At 41.0% G+C, this 24,288-nt stretch carries 18 protein-coding genes; 8 read left to right on the top strand and 10 right to left on the bottom strand.

Annotated features, from left to right (window positions below; translation table 11 throughout):
• The first annotated feature begins 5 nt into the window (after positions 1-5).
• The 5 genes from QQK00_RS15315 (at position 6) to QQK00_RS15295 (ending at position 10,441) form a co-directional block, all read left to right on the top strand.
• Entirely contained in the window at positions 6-3,194 is a 3,189-nt protein-coding gene (locus tag QQK00_RS15315; protein ID WP_431307747.1) for an efflux RND transporter permease subunit, read from the top strand.
• 154 nt (positions 3,195-3,348) lie between these two features.
• Positions 3,349-5,673: an efflux RND transporter permease subunit gene (locus QQK00_RS15310; protein ID WP_284218490.1), complete on the top strand. Its 2,325-nt coding sequence runs from the start codon at positions 3,349-3,351 to the stop codon at positions 5,671-5,673.
• Positions 5,674-5,780: 107 nt separating this feature from the next.
• Positions 5,781-6,848, top strand: a complete 1,068-nt coding sequence (gene cheB / locus QQK00_RS15305; protein ID WP_284218489.1) for a chemotaxis-specific protein-glutamate methyltransferase CheB — start codon at positions 5,781-5,783, stop codon at positions 6,846-6,848.
• 331 nt (positions 6,849-7,179) lie between these two features.
• Complete coding sequence (locus QQK00_RS15300) at positions 7,180-8,856, top strand: sulfatase family protein (RefSeq protein WP_284218488.1); 1,677 nt, start codon at positions 7,180-7,182, stop codon at positions 8,854-8,856.
• 1 nt (position 8,857) lies between these two features.
• Complete coding sequence (locus tag QQK00_RS15295; RefSeq protein WP_284218487.1) at positions 8,858-10,441, top strand: sulfatase family protein; 1,584 nt, start codon at positions 8,858-8,860, stop codon at positions 10,439-10,441.
• Here the strand turns inward: QQK00_RS15295 and QQK00_RS15290 are convergent.
• Positions 10,438-10,779 (bottom strand): hypothetical protein, encoded by a 342-nt coding sequence (locus QQK00_RS15290; RefSeq protein WP_284218486.1) that lies wholly within the window; start codon positions 10,777-10,779, stop codon positions 10,438-10,440. The two genes, QQK00_RS15295 and QQK00_RS15290, sit on opposite strands and share 4 nt — an antisense overlap.
• Before the next feature lie 233 nt (positions 10,780-11,012).
• Here QQK00_RS15290 and QQK00_RS15285 point away from each other — a divergent pair, with 233 nt between their 5' ends.
• Complete coding sequence (locus QQK00_RS15285) at positions 11,013-12,254, top strand: hypothetical protein (protein ID WP_284218484.1); 1,242 nt, start codon at positions 11,013-11,015, stop codon at positions 12,252-12,254.
• 58 nt (positions 12,255-12,312) lie between these two features.
• Here the strand turns inward: QQK00_RS15285 and QQK00_RS15280 are convergent, their stop codons facing one another.
• The 4 genes from QQK00_RS15280 to QQK00_RS15265 all read right to left on the bottom strand — a co-directional run bounded on the left by QQK00_RS15280 (position 12,313) and on the right by QQK00_RS15265 (position 16,354).
• Entirely contained in the window at positions 12,313-13,551 is a 1,239-nt protein-coding gene (locus QQK00_RS15280) for a glycoside hydrolase family 117 protein (RefSeq protein WP_284218483.1), read from the bottom strand.
• A 232-nt stretch (positions 13,552-13,783) separates the two neighbouring features.
• Positions 13,784-14,275, bottom strand: coding sequence for an acyl-CoA thioesterase (locus QQK00_RS15275; protein WP_284218482.1), 492 nt, complete (start codon positions 14,273-14,275; stop codon positions 13,784-13,786).
• A 108-nt stretch (positions 14,276-14,383) separates the two neighbouring features.
• Positions 14,384-15,475, bottom strand: a complete 1,092-nt coding sequence (locus QQK00_RS15270; RefSeq protein WP_284218481.1) for a purine nucleoside permease — start codon at positions 15,473-15,475, stop codon at positions 14,384-14,386.
• 225 nt (positions 15,476-15,700) lie between these two features.
• Positions 15,701-16,354, bottom strand: coding sequence for a dUTP diphosphatase (locus QQK00_RS15265; protein WP_284218480.1), 654 nt, complete (start codon positions 16,352-16,354; stop codon positions 15,701-15,703).
• Positions 16,355-16,535: 181 nt separating this feature from the next.
• Here QQK00_RS15265 and QQK00_RS15260 point away from each other — a divergent pair, with 181 nt between their 5' ends.
• Positions 16,536-17,009 carry an NYN domain-containing protein gene (locus QQK00_RS15260; protein WP_284218479.1) on the top strand — a complete coding sequence of 158 codons (474 nt, stop codon included), beginning with the start codon at positions 16,536-16,538 and terminating at the stop codon, positions 17,007-17,009.
• Between the two features lie 13 nt (positions 17,010-17,022).
• Here QQK00_RS15260 and QQK00_RS15255 read toward each other — a convergent pair whose 3' ends face one another.
• From QQK00_RS15255 to QQK00_RS15240, 4 genes are all read right to left on the bottom strand, one after another.
• The gene (locus QQK00_RS15255; RefSeq protein WP_284218478.1) at positions 17,023-17,733 is read right to left on the bottom strand and encodes a glutathione S-transferase family protein; all 711 of its coding nucleotides are present in this window, start codon (positions 17,731-17,733) and stop codon (positions 17,023-17,025) included.
• 9 nt (positions 17,734-17,742) lie between these two features.
• Entirely contained in the window at positions 17,743-18,627 is an 885-nt protein-coding gene (locus tag QQK00_RS15250; RefSeq protein WP_284218477.1) for an AraC family transcriptional regulator, read from the bottom strand.
• 182 nt (positions 18,628-18,809) lie between these two features.
• Positions 18,810-19,754 (bottom strand): 2-hydroxyacid dehydrogenase, encoded by a 945-nt coding sequence (locus QQK00_RS15245; RefSeq protein WP_284218476.1) that lies wholly within the window; start codon positions 19,752-19,754, stop codon positions 18,810-18,812.
• Entirely contained in the window at positions 19,751-20,164 is a 414-nt protein-coding gene (locus tag QQK00_RS15240) for a VOC family protein (RefSeq protein ID WP_284218475.1), read from the bottom strand. The genes QQK00_RS15245 and QQK00_RS15240 overlap by 4 nt, the downstream gene beginning before the upstream one ends.
• 210 nt (positions 20,165-20,374) lie before the next feature.
• Between QQK00_RS15240 and QQK00_RS15235 the strand changes: the two genes are divergently transcribed.
• Positions 20,375-21,298 (top strand): LysR substrate-binding domain-containing protein, encoded by a 924-nt coding sequence (locus QQK00_RS15235; protein WP_284218473.1) that lies wholly within the window; start codon positions 20,375-20,377, stop codon positions 21,296-21,298.
• 135 nt (positions 21,299-21,433) lie between these two features.
• Here the strand turns inward: QQK00_RS15235 and QQK00_RS15230 are convergent, their stop codons facing one another.
• Positions 21,434-24,016: a glycoside hydrolase family 2 TIM barrel-domain containing protein gene (locus tag QQK00_RS15230; protein ID WP_284218472.1), complete on the bottom strand. Its 2,583-nt coding sequence runs from the start codon at positions 24,014-24,016 to the stop codon at positions 21,434-21,436.
• Positions 24,017-24,288: the final 272 nt, after the last annotated feature.

Below are 24,288 nucleotides of genomic sequence, written 5' to 3'. Positions count from 1 at the left end.
CGATTATGGAAACTCAAGACACTAAACTAACGAATACACCTAAGAACCAATCGCCTGAAGACAATAGCATGCCAGGCGGTATTATCGCTTGGTTTGCAAAAAACCCTGTCGCAGCCAATCTGTTAATGTTCTTTATCATTATGATGGGTATTGCAAGTTACGCGACAATACAGAAACAGATGTTTCCAAACATTGAAATAAATTATATCAATGCTTACGTCTCATACCCTGGTGCTTCACCGAAAGAAATTGAAGAAAACATTGTCATAAAAGTCGAAGAAGCAATTAAAGACATCACCGAAATCAAAAAGAGCGTTGGACGCTCTTGGCGCGGTGGTGGTCGGGTGACAATGGAAATTCATCCTGATGTGCATTTACCAGATGTGTTAGACAAAATAAAAGCACGTATAGACGGTATCGCAACGTTCCCTGCGGCGATGGAGCCCATCACAGTATCGCAAATTGAATGGCAACAAGAAGTAATGGAGTTAACCCTTTCGGGCGATATGCCATTAAATGATTTAAAACCGATTGCGCAACAAATAGAAGAAGAACTGCTCCAACTAAGCAATGTGCAATTAGCAAATGCTGATGTACCTGATGATGAAATTAGCATCGAAGTTATGCCAGAGATGTTACGTAAATACAATTTGTCGATCAATGAAATCACGCAAGCAGTTCGCCGCTACTCCGCAAACATTTCAGCCGGACAAATCCGAACCGATGCAGGCATGATTGCTGTTCGCGTCGAAAACCAATATTACAGCGGTGAAGAGTTTAGAAATATCCCGGTAAAAATTGGCGCTGGCGGCGCGCAGGTGACACTCAAAGACGTCGCCGTTATCAAAGATGGGTTTACCGAAGGCAAACGCTATTTTAAGTTTAATGGTAAAAACGCTATTTACATTGGTGTCTCTGCGACAAAGTCGCAGAATGTATTGCCTGTCGCGGCGTCGATAAAAAAATACATGGAACAAAAGCGCCCTGCCTTGCCGCAAGGTGTTGAATTAAATGTACTTGTAGATATGACCTATTACCTGAATGGTCGCTTAGACATGATGCTTGGTAACCTAACCCAAGGGGCGATTTTAGTCTTCATTATGCTAGCGTTGTTCTTACGTTTTAAATTGGCGTTTTGGGTTATGGTCGGTTTGCCAGTGTGTTTTCTTGGTGCGTTAATGCTAATGCCCTTATTTGGTATTACCATTAATATCGTATCGCTCTTTGCATTTATTATGGTGCTAGGGATTGTGGTGGACGATGCAATTGTTATTGGCGAAAGCGCCTACTCCGAAATCGAGAAAAAGGGTGCGTCGACAAGAAATGTTGTTATTGGTGCAAAACGTGTAGCAACGCCTGCGACGTTCGGCGTACTTACGACTATTGCGGTATTCGCGCCATTTGCACTAACAAGCGGCCCTCAAGGTGACTTTTTCGTAAATATTGCGGGCGTTGTCATATTTTGCTTAATTTTCTCGTTAATCGAATCAAAGCTCATTTTACCTGCGCATATCGCTAACACTAAGTTCAAACCTGTCGCAGAAAACAGTTGGAGAGACAAGTTTAACAAAGCGTATTTTGGCTTCGTGAATGGTAAATACCGTAGATTTGTTACGCGAGCAACAGAGTGGCGCTGGCCAGTTCTATTTATTTTTATTGGCATGTTCGCGTTAGCCATATCGTTGATAAACAATAACTTTGTAAGATTTATCCCCGAACCCAAAGTACCGCACGACTTCCCAAGTATTAATATTGAGATGAGTGAAACGGTATCGGATGAAACTACAGTTGAAGCGTTACAGATCATTGAAGGTGTTATTCGTGATGAAGAGCAAAAAATCATCAAAGAATATGGCTCAGGCATGGTTGCTAATATCTTAGTTTGGAATCAAGGACGCAACGAAGGCCGTGTAATGGCGCCTTTAGTAGATGAAGAAGAACGCCCATTCGATACGTTTGAGCTAGCGCGTAGATGGCGTGAAAACTTACCTGAAATACCTGGAATGAAGTCATTTACGATTCAAGATGACGTAAATGGCGGAGGTGACGGCGGCGAATTTGGATACTTACTCTTTGGGCCTGATATCGAAACGTTAAATGCGGCTGGGCGTTACTTTATAGAGCTACTGCAAGAAGAAAAAGGCGCATTTGATGTAAGTTCTACTATTGACCCTGCGAGTAAAGAAGTGCAATTACGCTTAAAGCCTGTTGCGTATGATTTAGAACTCGATTTGGCAGATGTAGCATCTCAAGTAGGCGCTAGCTTTTATGGCGGCGAAGCGCAGCGTGTATTGCGAAATGGTGAGGAAGTGCGGGTTATGGTTCGCTATCCGCAGCTAACCCGCGAACGTTTTGCTGATTTAAAATACACGGTTATCTCTACACCTGGCGGACAAGAGGTGATGCTTGGCGACGTGGTAGAATTGTTCGAAGCCCCTGGTATTAGTTACATTCGCCGTGAAGGCGGCTTCCGTAGCGTGTACGTCTGGGGCAATATAGACGAAGAAACCGTAGAACCCAATGCCTTAACCGAAAATATAAAAGAAAACTTGTTACCTAAAATGAAAGCACGTTTCCCTTCCGTTAAAACAGAGTTGGGCGGAAAAATTGAAGAACAACAAACGCAACAAGCAGAACAAATCATGTTTGCGCTTGCTGGTTTGATACTGGTCTATGTGTTACTTGCTATTCCACTAAAAAGTTATGCGCAGCCCTTAATTATTATGTCTGTCATTCCGTTTAGCTTTACAGGTGCAATTTTTGGACACTTCATGCTTGGAATGGATTTAAGTATGTTTTCTACATTTGGCTTAATTGCCGCGGCGGGTGTCGTAATTAACGACAGTTTGGTCATGACTGATTATGTCAATAAACGGCGTGCGGAAGGGTTTTCAATCCGTGAATCAGTCATTGATGCAGGGTGTGCAAGATTTAGAGCTATCACGCTTACATCAATCACGACCTTTGCTGGGGTATTACCCATTATGTTTGAAACCAGTTTACAAGCAGGCTTTGTTATACCAATGGCCGTCGCCCTAGGATTTGCAGTAATGTACGCCACCTTGGTTACGCTCGTACTGGTACCTTGTTTGTACATGATATTGTTAGATTTCTCTAGACCGTTCAAAGCAATATGGCGAAAAATTGGACCTAAGCGTAAGTCTCAACAACCACTTGAAGAGCAACATAGCTAAGCAACAGTTTAGCCAAATACCTTCCTAAGGCCTCAATAATAATTGAGGCCTTTTTTTGCTATCGCTTTTTAACGCACCTTAACTCGAATAAATTAAACATTTTTACACTGACTCCGTTAAACTAAAACAAGACCAACTTTCAATTTGTATTCAAATGTTATCAAACAAATTCGACAAAAAAGTACTCAATTTCAAGGGCATTACGTGCTTAATTAGTATCATTGTCGTCGTGCTATGTGCGATTGGTAGTAAGAACCTTTATTTTCGTGGTGACTACAAAGTATTCTTTGAAGATGATAATCCGCAGCGGGTTGCTTATGAAAACATGCAACGTGTCTTTAGTAAAAATGAAAGTGCATCGATTATTATTTCCGCTAAAGACGGCGACTTGTTTAATGAAAAAAGCCTAGCACTAATAAAAACACTGACGGACGAAAGCTGGCAAACACCGCTGTCTACACGTGTTGATTCAATTACTAATTTTCAACGCACCTACTCACTCGAAGACGATTTAGTTGTAGAAGACTTAGTGCTCGAACCTGAATGGTTAACCCCAGACTATATAAAAACAGTTAAACAAGTAAGTACGACTGAACCTGATTTAGTTAATAAACTAATTTCTGAAGACGGCCATGTCGCCATGATAAACATTACAGTGCAATTGCCTGATGGCGACCAAACGAAAGAAATAACAGAAATTGGCAAACACTTACGCAATCTGCTCATTCCCATTAAACAGCGCTACCCCAATCATGAGTTTCGCCTGAGCGGCATTGCCATTATGACGGATGCGATGTTCATCGCGGCGCTGAAAGATACCATTACCTTATTTCCGCTGATGTTTTTAATCATCACTGTACTGCTTTGTATCCTTTTACGTTCAATATATGCGGCAGTGGTCACCTTAATCATTGTGTCACTGAGTGTGGTTGCGACCATGGGCGCTGGTGGATGGTTTGGCATGTTTATCAACATTGCGTCCGTCAATGTGCCAATCATCATAACTACACTTGCGATAGCCGATAGTGTGCATATTATTTCAAGTACTCGATACTATATGGGCGCAGGATACTCGCAAAGAGAGGCAATATTGCAGTCGATTGCTTTAAATAGAAAAGCCATCATTATGACGAGTGTTACAACCGCCATAGGCTTTCTCACTTTAAACTTTGCTAAAGTACCTATTTTATCGGATCTGGGTAACCTGGTTGCCATTGGCGTCATTTTCGCTTGTCTATTTTCCTTGACCCTATTGCCGGCGCTCTTAATGATGAAAAATCTCAATTTTGCACCAAACAATAAAACAAACTCAGTAACAAACAGTAAGACAAGCAACGTTTGGTTAGCATTCTCGAACAACATCCAAAGACATTTCCGATTCATTCTGGTCGCCGCGGTTGGTTTAACGATACTAAGCGCGCACCTTGCAAGCCAAAATAAGTTAAATGATATCGCCATAGAATACTTCAATAAGGGCAACGAATTTAGACAAGATGCCGACTTCCAGCAGGATAATTTAAGTGGCTTAAGTACAATTGATTTTGCTATCTACACCGATGTAGAGCATGAAATAAATAATCCAAATTATTTACAAGTAATAGAAGATTTTACCCTATGGTTGGAAAACCAACCTGAAGTCGATCATGTATTGAGTTTTGCAAATACCATGAAGCGACTCAATATGAATATGGAAAATGATGCACCTGAAGCATATCAATTACCGCAAGAAAGAGAGATTGCCGCACAGTACTTGCTTTTATATGAAATGTCATTGCCCTACGGCTTAGATATAAACAACCAAATCGATATCAATAAATCTGCGACTCGTATTATGGTGACACTGAAAAACCTAGGGAGTGAAGATTTTACCGCGTTTGAAAGTCGTGCAAAAACTTGGATGAGTACACATGCCCCTGAATACAAGATGGACGCAGCGAGTTTACCACTCATCTTTGCGCATATAGGTAAAGCCAATATGGCTGGCATGTTGCAGGGCGCCATTATCGCATTGGTGTTAATTTCTGGCCTACTGCTAGTTGCATTAAAAAGCATAAAGTTAGGGTTAATCAGTTTGATCCCTAATTTACTTCCTGCACTGTTTGGTTTTGCCATTTGGGCGATGATTTCTGGGAACATCAGCATGGCCTTATCGGTGGTATTAACGATGACACTTGGGATAATCGTAGACGACACAGTACATTTTTTGGTGAAGTACCAAAAGGCCGTTGACAGCGGAAGTTCCATTAAAGAGAGTGTTCAATTTGCGTTTGAAAATGTAGGCAATGCGCTCACTATTACAACTATCGTATTAGCATCTGGTTTTGGTGTTTTAGCATTTTCAGATTTTGCAATAAACTCCGATATGGGCACCTTAACTGCAATTATAATAGCCTTAGCGCTCATAATTGACCTCTTGATTTTGCCCGCAGTATTGTTACTACAAAAAGACAAAAATATAAGGAGTGAAAAAACCGCTTAAGTTTAGTCACGAAAGTACGACATATAGTGAACATGATAGATTATGGTAAGCAAACTTAACTTGTCACTTGAAGACAATTATTTTAAGTGAAGGGAGTATGGAACGCGGTGAGAAAAGTACTAGTCATTGAAGACTCTGCACTAATGCGTCGATACATTTCCGACATATTAGTCGGTGCAGGCTATAAAATAGAATATGCCAGAGACGGACTACAAGGGCTTGAAAAACTCATAGAATTTTCACCTGACGTGATAACACTCGACATCAATATGCCCAAAATGGACGGCCTTGAATGTTTAGAAAAAATAATGGCAACCAAACCGACGCCTGTCGTAATGGTATCTTCGGTGACCGAAAAGGGCGCAATTGCAACACTTGAAGCACTTGAAAAAGGTGCTGTCGACTATGTTGCTAAACCCGGCGGCTCAATTTCGTCGAATATGAAAGAGGTCGAGCAAATCTTACTTGCAAAAATAAAATCCGCGTTAAGTATTAAGGTATCTTCTTCGATTGAAAGAAAATCGAATGAGCGCCTTCGAGCGGAAAAACAAGATCTTCAAAAACCAAAAATTCAGATACCCAAAAGATCTTTTGGAGCAAAAAAATTCGAACTTGTCTTAATAGGCGTGTCTACTGGCGGCCCATCTGTATTGCAAGACATCATTCCTCACATACCTGAAGGTTTTCCAGTGCCAATCGTGATAGCCCAGCACATGCCTTCTCGCTTTACGCAAGTATTTTCTGAGCGTTTAAATAAAGCCTCAAACGTATCCGTACAAGAAATATCTGGCACCTTGGATTTGCAAGCGGGGAATGTCTATATTGCCAAAGGAGATTCGGATGTCATTATTTCGCGCCGCGGCGGTAAGCTGGTTGCCGAAATGCACATCATGGATAAAAATCACTTGTGGCACCCTAGTGTTGAGTTAATGGTAAATTCTGCGCTAAAGGCTACTTCAGCTGATAACTTAATATGCGTCCAGCTAACCGGCATGGGTAATGATGGCGCTAGCGCAATGACAACAGCAAATCAACGAGGGGCACACACGATCGCTGAATCAGAAGAAACCGCTGCAGTGTTCGGTATGCCAAGAGAGTTAATACAACAAGGCGGCGCAAGTGAAATCTTGCCTAATACTCAAATCTTAGATGCGCTATTACGTCTAACCAAATAACTATTCGCATGCCACATTAAATAATCTGGGCTGGGTCACACTGCAATACTTAATACTCCCAAGTTAAAACAAAAATGTCATTTAAAGACCTGCGATTTTGTTTAAACACCGCCCTTACGAAAAATAATTATCTGTAAACGCAATTTGATAAGTCGAGAAAGCCCTTATTCACACGAATAAGAAAAAATTGGAATTGCACCATAAACCCTTTTCCCTGTAAATTACTTAACAATCTTTTAACGTAAATTACCTTTGGTCAAAAAGCCCTTGGTAAATTACCCCTGGTAAGTTGTCACTAGACAAATCTCCGTGTTAACTTCAAAAGACGCATATGAAACTAACTAAACAGTCATTACTTTCCGTCAGCTTTATTGTATCTATCGTAAGCATATTATTTGCCTGTACGCCTGCGAGTGATAAAAAAGAGAATAAAGAACAAAGCGACCTCATAAGCCCGTCAGCAAGTGAAGAAGTCACAAATAAACCTAAATATAATATACTGTTTATTATGACGGACGACCACGCTGCGCATGCATTGGGTACTTATGGTGGTCGATTGGCGTCTGTTAATCCAACGCCAGAATTAGATAAACTAGCCGCAGACGGTTTAACATTTACGAATACTTTCGTCACAAATTCAATCTGTACGCCAAGTCGAGCAAGCATATTAACTGGGCAATATAGTCAAGCGAATGGCGTACTCGATTTACGTGGTTCACTGAGTACGGAGCAACAACATTTGCCTCGACTAATGAAAGATGCCGGTTACGATACCGCTATTATCGGTAAATGGCATTTGAAAAAAGAACCTGGAGCCTTTGATTACTATGAAGTCCTGGAACTACAAGGTAAGTATTTTGATCCTGTATTTCGGGTGCAGGGAGATAACCCTTGGCCACAGAACGAAACTGAGTACGAAGGTCACTCTTCCGATGTCGTTACCGATTTAACCATTGATTGGCTTAAAAATCGCAGTTCAGATAAACCGTTTTTCTTAATGCATCAGTTCAAGGCCCCTCACGATATGTTTGAATATGCGCCGCGATATGAAGATTACCTCGCGGACGTTGAAATACCTGAACCCACCGATTTATATGAACTTAACGATGAATTTGGTTCTGCCGCCACCCGAGGCGAAAACGATAGTCTTATTCGCCATATAGGCACCTCTGTATCGCAACGTCATTTGCGCAGGAGTGTCGGCATTGATTTAGGCGTAGACGCGTCGCTAGATGATGAAGCGTTTACCAAAGCGGCCTACCAAAAATATTTAAAAGCTTATTTACGCTGCGTGAAAGGCGTAGATGACAATGTAGCAAGGCTTATCGCAACATTAAAAGAACAAGGACTTTATGACAATACGATCATCGTTTATACATCTGATCAAGGCATGATGCTAGGTGAACATGACTATATTGACAAGCGATGGATGTGGGATGAATCTATCAAGATGCCACTCATCGTCCGCCACCCTGACATGACAACACATGGTACTAAGAACGATATGATCGTCAATAATACCGATTTTGCGCCTAGTTTACTCTCAATGGCGGGTATCGAAACACCGGCGTTTATGCATGGCGAAAGTTTTGAAGATGCGCTTTTTGGCAAGCAACCTGAAAACTGGCGAACTGCATCATATTATCGATATTGGACCCATCGCGCATACCATGATGTCCCCGCACACTTTGGCCTTCGTTCAAAAGATTACAAACTAATTTTTTACTATGGTGAGAACTTTATGACCGAACCGTTCCCATACTATGACGCGAAATGGCTTAAAGAAACAGGTTTAGCTAACAACGCTATAGCAACCCCCGTTGCATGGGAATTGTATGACCTTAAAAACGATCCGAATGAATTAAAGAATGTGTACAACGAAGAACGATACGCCAGTGTGGTAAACGATTTAAAAACTGAATTGAAACGACAACGTGAATTGTATAATGAAACGGATAAAGACTACCCTCATTTGCAGAAAATAATCGAGCAGCATTGGAATGATTAATATGTCCAAACAAACATGGATGACGTCTAAGAAAAAACGGGTACTAAGTGCAATAATTTGCGTGACAGCGTTACTCAACGCATGTGGCGAAATGAAGAGTAGTGACACAATACCCTCAGAAAAATCAAACAAAGACCTTAGCGAATCGCCCACAAAACCAAATTTTGTGTTTATTTTTGCGGACGATCAGTCTCCTTTCGCCGTGGGTGCATATGGAAATGAAGTTGTGAAAACACCTAACATTGACAATTTAGCACAGCGTGGTGTGAAATTTACGAACGCATACAATATGGGTGCTTGGAATGGCGCGGTTTGTATGGCGTCACGAGCGATGCTAAATACAGGCTTAAGCGTTTGGAATGCATATGACGTAGATACTAAAATACGCGCGGGCAAGGCCTACGATGCGACATGGTCGATGATGCTCGAAAATGCTGGTTACGATACATACATGACTGGAAAGTGGCACGTTGCAGCGCCAGCCAAGGACGTATTTAGCCGCGTGAAACATGTGAGGCCAGGCATGCCAAATGACGGCTGGGAGCATGCAACTCAAGTAGCCAAATTTGAAGCATTTTATGCAGGTAAGAGCGAAGCAAAAGACTGGCGAGAATTTATGCCAATTGGCTACAACAGACCAATAAACGAAAATGATGATACTTGGTCTCCCACCGATCCTAAACATGGCGGCTTCTGGGAAGGTGGAAAACACTGGAGTGAAGTTGTCGCTGACGATGCCATCGAATTTGTTGAACAAACCAAAAATAGCGATAAACCATTTTTCATGTATTTGGCATTTAATGCGCCGCATGACCCACGCCAAGCGCCACAATCGTATATAGATATGTATGCGTTAAGCGATATTCCAATGCCTAAGAACTTCTTACCCATGTACCCTGACAAGGACCTAATGGGAAATGGCCCCGATTTGCGTGATGCTGCGCTTGCCCCATTTCCAAGAACCGAATACGCAACGAAAGTAAATTTACAGGAGTATTATGCACTCATTACTCACTTAGATGACCAAGTGGGCAAAATAGTAAATGCACTTGAGTCCGCTGGCTTAATGGAGAATACGTATATTGTTTACACTGCAGATCATGGCTTAGCTGTGGGTGAACATGGCTTGTTCGGTAAACAAAATATGTATGAACACAGTGTACGAACACCTTTTATCTTTCTTGGCCCTAACATTCCTAAAAACAAAACAGCCATCGTTGACATTTATTTACAAGATGTAATGGCAACTGCCTTAGACGTGGCGGACATTGCAAAACCGGAAAATGTGTTTTTTAATAGCGTTAAGGACATTGCGACCGGAGAGAGGAATGAAAGTTATTATTCTTCTATTTATGGTGCCTATATAGACAGTCAACGCATGATAAAAAAAGATGGCTACAAGTTGATTGTGTATCCAAAGGCCAAAAAATTAAAATTGTTTCATTTGGCAACTGACCCTTTGGAAGCTAACGATTTGTCTGAGTCACCCGAACAGGCGACAAGAGTAAAGTCCTTATTTTCAGCACTATTGACATTGCAGAATGAAATGCAAGATCCATTGGATATAAGTGCGTTAGCGCCTTAAAACGCAAAGACTACACGCATATCATTCGTGACATGTTCTGCGGGAATGTAAGCTAAGGTACTTACATCTTTCGTCACTCTTAATATCACCTCATCGACACTTTTGCTTTGATGGGGTGGTTGCGCTCTTCCAGAGAAATAAAGCCGTGACCAGTACGATTGTATACGCGATTCAGATTGGTTTACCAATAAAGTGTAAAAATCAGACTTGACCTCAGTTTCGGCCGGAAAATCTACCGGTTTTGCTGGTTGACCGTTAGGAAAACTCTGGAAGCGTCCCATGTATATATCTATCACCTCTTTTTTGGACAAACCTCGTATATCGTTGTCCTGATTCACAACAACGACTAGATTTGAAGGTGAGGCAAAAGATGCCGAAGGTGTCGAACTAACAAATAAACCAAAGATAAGACAACACCATAGTTTAAGATGCGTTCTTGTAACGTTGAATATCTGACAGTTCAATGTCGGGGGATCCAATTGATTGATAACTTTGATTTTTAGGATAGCATAGTATACGCTGAAGTTGATGTATTTATATACAATTATCAACTCTCACAAGGAAAACACTGTTGGCGTCACGCTCAGTTGTCATTATTCTATTTTTCTTTAGTGCGTTTGCTCAAGCAAGCGAATATGCTTTCGGTGGTTTCGCGACCTTGTCATACAGTACAGCGTCAAATCAAGACATAAGTTTTACACGTACCTTGGAACACAAAGATAGATTTGGTGGTTCACTCGTGCGTGAATCTTTGGTCGGTGTGCAATTCAACTATAAGTTCAATAGCAAGTTCGAGACACTTGTCCAATTCGTGGCGCAAGACAAAATTGATAAAAATTTGCTGTCTTTAACCGAGCTGGCATTTATTCGTTACAATGTAAATAGATCCTTATCTTTCCGTATTGGCCGGTTAAATAGCGGCTTGTATCTTACCTCTAATCACCGACTTGTTAGTCATGCGTATATATGGGGTCGTCCCCCTATGGAACCCTATTTCGTGTCTTCAAGTGTAGACAAAATCGATGGTGGTGATGTTACGTACGCAAACACCCTGGGTAGCGGATTCTTCAAAGCGAACATATCCTTCGGGCAGTCAGATGCACCACTAGAAAATGAACAGCGTGGTGATTTTGAACTCGGTTTACGTAACACTGTTGCTGCAAATATCGAATATTCTCAGTTAGATTGGATCTTTAGACTAAGTGCACTGCGTGCTAATTTAAATGTGGCGAAACGCGGCGTTTTTGGCGACGTCATTGACGGCATTGCGTCTATTCCTCCGGCTTTTTGGCCTGAGCAGGCTGACATTGCAGAAAACTTTTTACCCGATGGTTTGCTATTACGATATTTTGCCGCAGGTATTAAGTTTGAAAATGAAAAATGGTTATTTATGTCAGAGGCGTCGACATACTTAGCAGATTGGTCATTTTACCCGTCGGCCAATGCTTTTTACGCAACCGTTGGCCGACGAATGAATAGCGTTACCCCATTTATCACCGTATCTGCCGTAAAACCAAAAAATGACATTGAACAATTGCCTTTTGAACTCAACCCTGCAAACCCCGTAGGGCCTGCAATAAATCAACTCATTGCGGCAACTAACATAGCCGTCGGAATAACCGCCGTTGACCAAGAGTCCCTAAGCATAGGTATTCGATGGGATGTAAACCCTCGTTGGGTCATAAAATTTCAGGCTGACAGAAAATGGACTGATTACCCAGGCGTCGGTTTACTTAGACATCGCGAGTTAGCCCAAACGCAAGAACGCAGACAAGTAAATATTGGACATATTAGTATTAGCACCGTTTTTTAGCTAAAAAGATATTCGTACCCACACAGACTGACCAAGCTCATACGTTCATAACCCTCCGTTATTTAAGCTGTAAACTCGCATCATATTCATAATCGCCGCTATTCATGTAGTTTTGTATTAATTCATATTCATTACGCACACGGTCACCTTTTTCTAGTGACAAGTCAGTATCAAAACGCACAAAATGGTAGTAAGGAGAAAGCGCATGTCCTACCCCCCAAGTGATTCCCTTCCCTTGCGTAACATCAACATCGACAAAATTACCAGGACGAAATGCGCCGCCCCCTTTAGGGACAGTTAGCCCCTGAATAACTGGGTAAAAGTTTATACCGTCTTTTGCGCAAAGAATGCTATTTCGTTCGGGTCCTTCAGGCAACGTAGCACATACACCATTTCGGTACGGCCATACCATACTGCCATGCCCCCCCATTAAAACAGGATTGTATTTTGATTTTACATAGGGGCCTTCGGGATTACTCGCAATTGCTACACCGGTTGCCAACGGCATATCTGCATGTGCTTTATTAAAGTCACCTTTGGAAATATTAGGTTTCCAGGGTAGTCGGGCATCACTTTTGTAATACAAGAAATACTGCCCACCTTTTACAAAGAAAGTCGGCTCATGCACGACTTCGCCATCCCATGCATCTTCAGGGCCTGGTGTCAAAATAGGTTTATCAAGCGCTAGCCAAGGACCGTTTGGCGATTCAGCAACCGCCATACCAAGTACATTTGGGACAAAATCACCTGCAATCTTAAATGCTTTTCCCCAACGCGCGTCACTAAGACTTGCAGCCGCTTGATAGACTAGGTAATACTTGCCTTCAGCAATTAAAATATCCGGGTTAAAAATACTTCGATGATCGTAACGCCCAGCAGCCCCGCGCTTGACCGCGCGCCCCTGCTCTTCCCACTTAAATCCATCTGATGAAGTTGCATACCATATTTCACTCAAATCCCAGTGAAATGCACGAGTTGAGTCATTTGCACTGTTGGGACCAACAACCTCCGTATTCGGCTGAGGTTTTGAATACCACATATAGTATGTGCCACCGACGTCAATCACACTTGATGGATAATAACGTTCAACGCCTTTTTCAAACTCAAAACCGTCAAGTTTAGTAAACGTAAACTCAGTATTAAATTCATTGTATCTTTCATACTGCACATTGCCTTCACGAAACCGTTTATATGATGCACTTTCTTGTGAACTGGCGTATTGAAAGGTAGATAAACTGAATAGTACAAACAATAAGAATGGCTTCGAAATCTTGGGCGTTAAATGATTTTTACGCATGAATAGATGCTCCAAAGTTTTACGCTAATCGATGTTGTGTACTAGTCGGTGTTTTGTACTAGCCGATGTTTTGACCATCTACAACGCATTACCATATGATAGCGCTATCATATGGTAATGCAATTTAATAACTCAATGACGCTGAGTATTCGAGTTTAAGAGACCTAAGTAATAAACAGTCTAAAGACGATTAATGGAAAAGGCGACTAGATTAGAGTAAACCGTAGGTAGACTACTTCCAACCCAATATTTCTTCAAAGTCATTGTCTAACTTCTTAGCAAAATCTTTAGCATGTATCGCCACTTTTTCAAGTTTTTTGTCGTCATCAGAGCTAGCTTCAAATTTAGGCACTTCTACAGGATAACCCGCTTCATCTATCGCCATAAACGTGATGAAGCATCGATTGGTGATCACCACTGCATCCTCTTTAGGATCGCTTGCTCTCACCACCACATAAATATGCATACTAGTGCGGCCGGTATGTACAATTCTGGCACTAATCGTCACTTGTTGCCCAACGAGAATAGGCCGAATAAAACGAATTGCATTGGCGGAGACGGTAACGCAATATCGCTTACTCCACTGAGCAGCACATGCATACGACGCCTGATCAATCCACTTCATCACCATACCACCATGCACCTTGCCACCAAAGTTGACATCTGTTGGTTCGGCTAAAAACCTAAATTCGGTTTGACTACTGCGTTCGTGATTTTTACCCATGGATTTACCCTGTTTTTGTCAAATGCATTGACTTTAAAAATCAAATTATCGTTTGTTCTTTGCTACATAATCTAACACGCGATACTAAAAATATATACTCAACACGCCTTAAGCGGATGGAATTGTTGCTTTATACGTATCCCAATCAGCCACAATCGTATCCACGACTTTACTCCCAACAGTATAGGCACTCTCTAATGCAGACTGCATCCCGGCAAAGCCATCGGCTCCCATCTCTAACTTTAGATTTTCTGCAGCAGTAAGCCCTTGTGGTTGCATAGAATAATTACTTGCGGTGCGTAATACCATAAATCTATTTTTGTCGACTTTACCTACCTTATCTAAATACGTTATTGACTGAAAACTTCCCGTATCCTCCATACCAGACGTGACAAAATTTCCCTCGCCTTGTGTCCAATATTTAGTCCAATCATTTGCCCAATCAGTCATCAAACTGCCATGCCAAAACGTTGAAGCCGCGAGATGGTCACCTATCATGACAAAAGGGAGTTTTTGCGCATTTGGATAGTTTACATATTTTTCCCTCAGTTCTTGCATTTTAGGATAATCACTTAAGGTGATATTTTTTGTTAGCGAAAACGCCCAGTCCGCTAAATTTGCGTTTAACTGATACGATTCACCATTTTGAGACACAGGATAAGCACCATCTTTTACAGAATACAATGGCTCTGACGTAAATAATGGGAAGTAACCCGTTGACCAGCCCGTTGGCATCTCTCTAGCGTCAATATGATGCGCTAGATCGCCATCGACTAACCATTTTGCCCATATCGCAGAGCCAATCGATGCATCAGCGGGATCAACGCCAGCAATACCTGCGACAAGCCAATAAGTCTTTGAAAAGTCGAAACGGTCATCCAAACCCAAAGCCATAATAGCGGCAGCGGCTCGTGCTGTCCCCATTCCAGTCACTATGCCCATTACGCCGGTGTCTTCATTCATGTAAATATCGTGATGTGAATGCGTAAATGAAAAACGTTTATTTAGCTTTTGACCGGCCTTCCATAACTGAAACTCACCCGGTCTATCACCTTCGTCTTCGCCAATTTCGAACATATTCACCACAACGACTTTTACCTCAATTGGTAAAGGTGTTTCAAATGCTTGCTTTTGGCCACAGCCAAAAAGGAAAACGCCGAGAGAAACCACAAAAAAACGACACATTAATGTTTTAAACACAATATTTGCTACCTCAATGATTTATAGTTGCGCCCTTCAATACAGAGCAATGCATGTAAATGCAAATAAGATACCTTATATAACATATGTTTATCTAAATAAAACAATGATTTATATGACGCCAAAATTATAAAGAGTTGAATTGCACCACAATAATCAAATTCGCTAACTATTTTGGTGATTGTGGTCTCTAAAATACAGTACGTATAGAGTATTGCTATTAATCTATTTTGGATAACGTGATTTAAGCCCAGTATAAATTAATTGACTATAGCCAGACGCATTTACATCGGTTGATGCTAAGACGTCAACCAAATGCTCATTATCTTCACGACCATGCCACACTTTTATATAGCTTCCATCTTTGTAGCCATGATCTTGTCTAAAGAAATTCAGAATATTCTTCCCGACGTATTGTTTAAATAGTTCTTCGGAATCCATCTCCGCTTGAACAACAATAACCATGAATAATGGCACATCAAATCTATTTGCCGCACACAAGCCCGTCATTAATTGCAAATTATCTAACAATTCAGCGGAACTATAGTCGTACTCGGCTCCGTCGAAGTGCACTTTAGTTGCGCCGCTCTCAAGCTTCCCCGCAATAACTTGTGCGGATTTATCAATATCGCCGTTGAATTCGATGATAATTGCAGATAAAGCAAAATGCCAAATGTCGACGAGTTCCATCTGGAGCTGCGCAAGATCTTTTTCTTGATGCTTCCACCATTTCCATCCGTGATGATCCATCCCCTCCACAGATTCAATCATTGCTGCACGCAAATACCCATAATTTGCAGTTAACCATGCAGGATTAACTTTTTTGTTCATCTCATCTTGAAGATTAAGCATGGTAGAAAGTTGTGCAGACGAAAGCATGTAAATTCCTTAATATTAATAGCTATTGTTGATTCATCATTCGAATGTGATGATGCGCGAATATTGTAAACGTCGCATCTACATATGCCTAGTTGAGTTTACAGTAAATCACAATAATCTATAGAAATACGTATATGACTCTGTGTTACTCTACTAGAAACAATACATTGGTTACGTAACGTTGAAAAAAATTGCAATTTTTGTAGATGTACAAAATATCTACTACACCACAAGAGATACCTTCAAGAGACCATTCAATTACCGGGCTTTTTGGCAAGATTTAGCGTACCAAAATGACATCGTTGCAGCATATGCTTATGCGATTGATAAAGGTGACGAGCAACAAATGAAATTTCAAAGTGCGCTTCGACATATTGGATTTGACGTAAAATTAAAACCGTTTATTCAACGAGCTGACGGCACCGCAAAAGGGGACTGGGATGTCGGAATCACTATCGATGTAATGGAAACCGCGCCAACAGTAGATGAAATCGTCTTACTCTCTGGCGACGGCGATTTTGCAATTTTATTAGATACAGTAAAGGAAAAGTATCAATGCAGCACATCGGTATTTGGCGTGCTTCAACTCACCTCAAATACCTTGATTAATGCCGCTGATTCCTTTGTTGATATCGATCAAAAATGGCTATTGTAAGCCATCAGTTGTTTTACGCTTTTTCACTAAAATATTGCTGGTGAATATTTTGACAAAAGCGAACTAAATTGGAATGTTTCTCAGCCATACCTTTTAGTGGAGAAGACAGCGGAACCATTAATATCTGTACTAACAATGAGTAGGTCACGACGTCCAACATACTTACCTCGTTGTTAAAGAAATACTCTTTATCGCCCAACAAATGACTAAGTGCTTCAAATTGGATTTTTGCAAGCGCAACGATCTCATCGTCAGAATGGCGCGACGTTCCTTGCCCCTTTAAGGTAGAAAGTACATCTTTTCTGGCCACTTTCGGTACTATTTTATTTAGTGGAAACGGCATCTCACCAAAGAAAGCTTCTTTAAGTACGGACCAGTTTTTATCATCTGCCCACCTAAAATATACGACATACCAATAAAGTTGTTCTTCAATTGCAGAACATGCGAGTACGGATATTGCTTTTTGCTCTGGCGTTAAATGCTTATCTACGTCAAATGTGTACTCGTCCTCTAAATACTTTTGAACAAAATGACTGTCGGCAATTTGTATCTCCTTGTCTTCAATGTAAGGTAACTTGCCTTTTGGCGCCTTACGCAGGCCATCAACCCCATTTTTAACCTTGTAAGGCAACCCTGATAGCTGCAGGAGAAAATGCACCTTTACGACAAAGGGGCTTGGATCGATGAGTCTAAAAGCTGGCCCGAAGCCATAAAGTGTAATCATAGTGTGTCCTTATACATTTATTGGAATAGCGTAATAAACAACAGAATCGTCTGAATCAGGATGGAATTCGTCTCCATATGTTTCGATATCATAACCGTAGGTATGACTGACATTTGATTGGAGCAGCCAGCTAGAATAAATATAGCTAATAGTCGTATTGAAGCTTTCAACGTCAACACGTCCTTTATGACGAAACTCTGCGTAACGTTGCCTTGGAATTGTTACAGATACCATGTTTGATGGAATATCATTTAACGAGCTCACTTCGACGCAAGCCGTATAAAAAAGTCTTTGTTCAGTGCCACAGGTATTTTCAACCGAAATAACACCATACCCTTTTTCATCAACACGATTGGGTACTTCCCGCATGCATGCCACAAAATCTTGCCATAGCTTTGGGAGCTTCTCCGCAATATTCGTATGTTCAGATTCAATCCCAATCACCTCTTCTTTCATGCCGACAAGGTGCTTTTCCTCCGAGACATAAATTCTTGGCTCTAGCGATACATGTTGATGTAGATCGGTAAGGTAGCGATCATCAATTTTCGGCTTTTTGAAAATAGAGGGCTGACCAAATTTTTGACGATATTGTATTGGGGTACAACCATATAAGCGCTGAAAAGCCTTGGTGTATGCTTCGTGAGATTGAAAACCAGCATCTAATGCAATGTCCAAAATTGATCCCTCTGATTTCAAGACACGATCGAGGGAGTTTGTGATACGTCTTGCTCTCACATAAGACTTAAGTGTTTCGTTAGTAAGTGCCTTGAATATGCGCTGAAAATGCCAATGGCTCATCTTTGCATGAGATGAAACGTCAGTAAGGGAAATATGTTTGTCTAGATTAGCCTCAATATAGTCAATGCCCATTTGAACACTTTTTAAATGTTTCATTTTTCTCCTCATTCGGACGAATACTTAAGGTCTATGCTACCTAAATAATTTTCGGCGCGTTTGACCATTTGTGCTATTTTTGAAAAAAAATGTTTAACGTTGTATCAATGCCGCAGCCATGTCGTCTAGATATTCAGATGGAAACATTTGGCTGTCATCAACAATTTACAAATGCGACTAACTCAATAACCGACTAAAGCGTTAACGTGAGGGGGAATGTTGCCAGTTAAACGGTATTCCTGAATATTATTCGACACAATATCACACGCAGACTCTGCCATAGTCGGTGCTGAAATATGAGGCAATATTGTAATATTTGGATGAGACCATAAATCGCTACTAGCAGGCAATGGTTCTTGGTCAAATACATCGAGTACAGCATGAGAAACATGACCGTCATTTAGCAAGTGCACTAAGGCGTCAATGTCGACAATAGCACCGCGCGAAAAATTAATTATTGCGCTACCTGTGGGTAATTTTGATAAATTAACTTTATCCAGTAAGTAACGTGTTTGCGACGTCAATGGTAATAAGCTTATCAGAATATCAGCTCGCAATAGCACTTCATTTAGACCGGCTTCACCACTAAAACAAGACACACCGTCAATTTGCTTTTGTTGGCGACTCCAACCAATAACATTGAACCCATTTTGCGCTAAGCGTTGCACGCTCGTCTTCCCCAACTCCCCCAAACCTAAAATACCTACTTGCCTATGATGAGGTAAACAATACGTCAAACTTCTCCACAACTTCTGTGTTTGTTGTTTGTTATATTCAGGCATATTTCGATGCAAATATAGCGTCCATGCCAATACAGCCTCAGACATAACTTGTGCTAAATTGGGGTCGACTAGTCTTACTATTTTTATATGCTTATTGCCAATATGGGTAACTAAGTTCTCTACACCAGCCCATACACTATGTACCCAAACTAACGATGTGAACTGTTCTAGTGCTTTGGGCTCAGGGTTTGCAACAACGGCGATATCACATTGCGCCCTCTCATTAGCGCTCAAACTACTCGCACAGACAAATTGCTCATTTGGCAAACGTTCATTCAACAAATTGAGATAAGTAGTTAGCTCGTCGGGGCTCAATCTACCGATTACGGGAATTGGAACGTTCATTTGGCAAACAACTGTTTGTCATCTTTAAATGACTTAAACTCCAAGGCATTGCCACTAGGATCTTGCAGAAACATCGTCGCCTGTTCCCCAATGTCGCCTTCAAAGCGAATGTACGGTTCTATAATAAACACGGTCGACAGAGATTTCAGTTTGTCTGCCAAGCGATGCCATTGTTGCCACTCAAGCACAATACCAAAATGCTTTACCGGCACCTGCTTTCCATCGACACCATTGGTTTTTATTGGAGATGTTTCTTCAGGTTTAACATGCGCTGAGAGTTGATGGCCGTAAAAATTGAAATCTATCCACTTTTTCGCTTCCCGCCCTACTTCGACATCAAACCTAGTAGTATAAAAAGCTCTAGTTTCTTCAACATCATTGATTGCAATGGCTAAATGAAATGGCCGCATAGATATCCTTTTGATTTCTTTGTTTTTTTAAGTTTATTTATTGTGTATTCTTTCATTGGTTTTTGCTTATTCAGGCACTTAAATTTCTAGATACGCTGTTAACAAGCATCATCACTATTAAATGATGCTTGCATGAAAGTAACAAGCGAATTATCGTCTCGATAATATGAGATAAACTCATACTTATACGTGAAGTGGGCTTTTCAATATATGCGTAAAATTCCGCCATTAAATAGTTTGCGAGCGTTCGAAGCTGCTGCACGCTTGCAGAGTTACACCCTAGCAGCAAATGAGCTTTCCGTCACGCAAGGCGCAGTAAGTAAACAAATAAAAATATTAGAAAACCATGTGGGTAAGCGCTTATTTAATCGTGAGTTTCAGGGTGTATCGTTGACAGAGTGTGGAAGAGGCTATTTCGACGCAATCGCCCATATATTTAAAGATATTGCTGCAGCGACAGAGACCTTAGTCCATGGACAACAGACTGGAGCTATTAGACTCAATGCCTTACCAACGCTAAGTCAACGTTGGCTAATGCCTAAATTGGCAGCATTCCAACGCGCCTATCCTTTAATCAACATAGACCTTACTTCGGGCGACGGAGACGTTGATTTTACGTTGGATAAAAACCATGGCCATGCCATATATGATATTGCGATAAGGACCATACACTCGTCACACCGATCGCGAATACCGCACAGTGCTGCACTTATGCCTGTAATGAAAGAAGAAATCCTGCCTGTATGCAGCCCAAGCTACTTAGAAGCGCAAAACCATGACGAAAATGGTGCGTTAAGTATACATGGCCTGACACTGCTTCAACATGGTACTCGCCCGAATATGTGGACAGAATACTTTTCACAAACGGCGATATTATCAGACGGTAAGTTTACGCATTTGCTCAAACACAGCATTGTGTTTGAGCATTTTTTCATGTTGATCGAAGCCGCAATTCGCGGTCAAGGTGTTGCACTTGTCCCAAAAGTATTAATTAAAGATGAGCTAGATAAAAAGACGTTGACGGTCGCCATAAAAAATAACTTTATTAGCCCATATCAATACTATTTTATTTACAGGCGCGAATTACAAAACAACGACGCCATACAATCTTTTTTACGTTGGTTTACTAACTAAAATATGCTGACGATTTTTAATTCTGATAAAGCATCAACTCAGTTAAAAATAATAATAGAACAAACAGCAAGCACGGGGTAAATACTCTGCTTGCTGCTTGTTCGATATCGTAATTGCTTGTTGATTTATTGCTTACTAGTTGGCGCTTAGTACAATTGAGCTTGATGCAATACTTGCTATCGCCTGTCCGTTTTTATCAATAACACTCACGTTGACCTCAATCTGACCTTTGTCAAAAGTACTCTGAATGATAGCCAATGCGCGTCCTTGATGCGTTGTTAGTCGATCACTTTTTTCGGCTTGTACGCTATTTTCCCAACCATTGTCGACAACCAACAACTTCCCAGCGCCGGTTATTTCAAATAAAACCGTGTATTCGTCATTAACTACATTGTTGCCATTTTTGTCTAGCAGTTGCACATGTATGTGACTTACATCGTAATGATCGGCTTCCAACGTCGTTTTTGTTGCCTTGATATTCAATTTAGTTGGTGGTGTATGCGTATGCAAAGCGTATTCTGCAACGGGTTTTCCACCGTTATAGCCCACTACTCTCAATTCACCTGCTTCAAAGGGGACTTCCCAAAATAGTATCCGGTTATTGTCATCACTAATCGTTTGCTTGCCCAAAGAGCGCCCGTTAATAAATAATTCGCTTTCTTCAGTATTCGAATATACGTGCGTAATGACAGGCTGAGCATCTTTATAGTTCCAATTCTCACTAACACCATACCATTCCCACTTGCGTACCCATTGCATTTGTTTAACCGGATGTTCGCGCTCGGTAAATACCCAGCCATCGACTTGATCAAATGTGTATTCCGATAATTCAGCATCAATGGTTGCTAGGTATACTTTTGGCTTGTCTACCCAAAAAGTTTCAAATTGATGTCCTCTTGGCGTTGTGTTGCCAGCGTAATCAAACAAAGAAATTTCTAGCCCTTTACGTGGCCACGGGCCTGCTTCTCCCTTATACGCAAAGCCCGTCCAAATAAAAATACCCGGAATAAATTCTCGATCTAGCGCTGCTTTCCACTCTGGCCATGTTCCCCAATTTTCAGACCCATACAGCGGAATATCAGGATACGTTGCATGTGCAATATCATATTCTTGCGCTCGATAATTAAAACCAACAACATCTAATGCATCAGTATATCCGCTGACAAAGCCTACGGATGGCGTGACTAAGCCACTAGTGATAGGCCTGGATGTATCTAGTGATTTGACTATCTTTGAAAGATATTGCGCTATGCGCGCTAAGTCATCAGGTTTACCTTTTGTAACTTCTTCAAATTTTTTCTTGAGTCGTTCAGGCGTGTATACAGGTGGCTCACCATGGTAATCCACCTTACCATTCTTGTATATTAAGGCTTGAGTGTAATATGGGTAAGTCCACTCGATTTCGTTGCCTATACTCCACATAATAACCGATGGGTGATTAAAATCTCTGCGAACTAAGTCTGCTAAGTCTTGCTCGGCCCATTGCGCAAAATGCTCAGTGTAAGACTTAACTGATTCTCCCTTGCCAGCATTATCACTTAAAAAAACTACACTTTTGTCCTTGGCAACTAACCAATCGTCAAACATTTCAGCAATAACCAAAAAACCCATCTCATCGGCTAAATCCAGCAAACCTGGAGAATGCGGGTTATGCGATAGACGAATCGCATTTGTGCCAAGGTTTTTTAGTTTATCTAAGCGATATCGCCACACTTCTCTGGGCACTGCGGCACCTACTGCGCCAGCGTCATGATGTAAATTAACGCCTTTAATCTTGGTTTGAACACCATTTAGAAAGAAACCACGATCTGCGGTAAATTCAAAAGAACGAATACCAAAGGTTTGAGTGACTTGATCAATTGTCTTACTTTTTTGCAGCAGACTAACACGCGCCTTATAAAGCGTTGGCTTATCCAATTGCCAGAGTACTGGATGTTTAAGCGCTATTTCAGTATTGATTGTTTGAGAATGACTATGTTTTAGTTTTTGTTTGCTCGAAGTAACTATTTCACCATTCGCGTCAAGAATATCAACCTTTAGAGATAGTCGGCTATTGCGCTGAGTACCAATGTTTAACGCACTATTAATATGTATGCTAGCTTTTTGTCTAGACACTTCTGGCGTCGTCACTTGTACCCCCCAATGCTTGATGTGGTGCTGGTGTACTTTTACTAACCGCACGTCCCTATATATACCCGATCCTGTATACCAACGAGCATCGTTATACGCTGTTCTATTTACCTTTACCGTAACGACATTTTTACCTTTTAGCGCGTATTTAGATACAGGTGCCACAAAGCTTATATAGCCATTTGGACGCTCAGTCACAAAATGCCCATTAATCCACACCTGAGAATTGTTATAGATCCCATCAAACTCAAGCCAAACCACTTTATTTAAGTCATCATCGCTTAAATTAAATTCTTTCCGATACCAGCCGACACCAGCGGGTTTAAAACCAGTACTCGAAGCCGCATTTTGCTCAGTGTAATCAAGCTCGACAGACCAATCATGCGGGATGTTTATGGTTTGCCAGCTACCAAGAGACTGCTCGTTATCGTCGTTAATGAAAACGGCATTTTCATCTTTAAGCATAAACTGCCAATTAAAATTAAAATCCGATATATGCCTTGTGTTATCGGCTGCATGCAACTTTGATATCAAAAGTAGGACAGAAAGCGTAAAAAGTGACACCCACCATAAACTACGTATTTTCATTTAATTCTCAATCATATTTAATACAGTGTTGTTTATGGTAAAACACCCAACAAATAATTGACATATAATTTTTATTTTTTATATTTAAAATAATGATCAAATATTAATATAAAACAAGCAGTATTTTTCTTGCATGTATGTTCAAATTTTCGTCTCGGCACGAACAAACAAAAACCCACAAACATTTGATTAATATATAAAATTTTTTAACCAATGCTAATTTTCACATTCAACAACCATACTTAGGTATAGCTCACCATCCCTAGATTTAC

The sequence above is a fragment of the Agaribacter marinus genome (assembly GCF_030160655.1).
In the GTDB taxonomy this organism is placed as follows: Bacteria; Pseudomonadota; Gammaproteobacteria; order Enterobacterales; family Alteromonadaceae; genus Glaciecola; species Glaciecola marina.
Note: the sequence above shows the minus strand (reverse complement) of the source record. Positions and strands in the feature narration are given on the sequence as shown.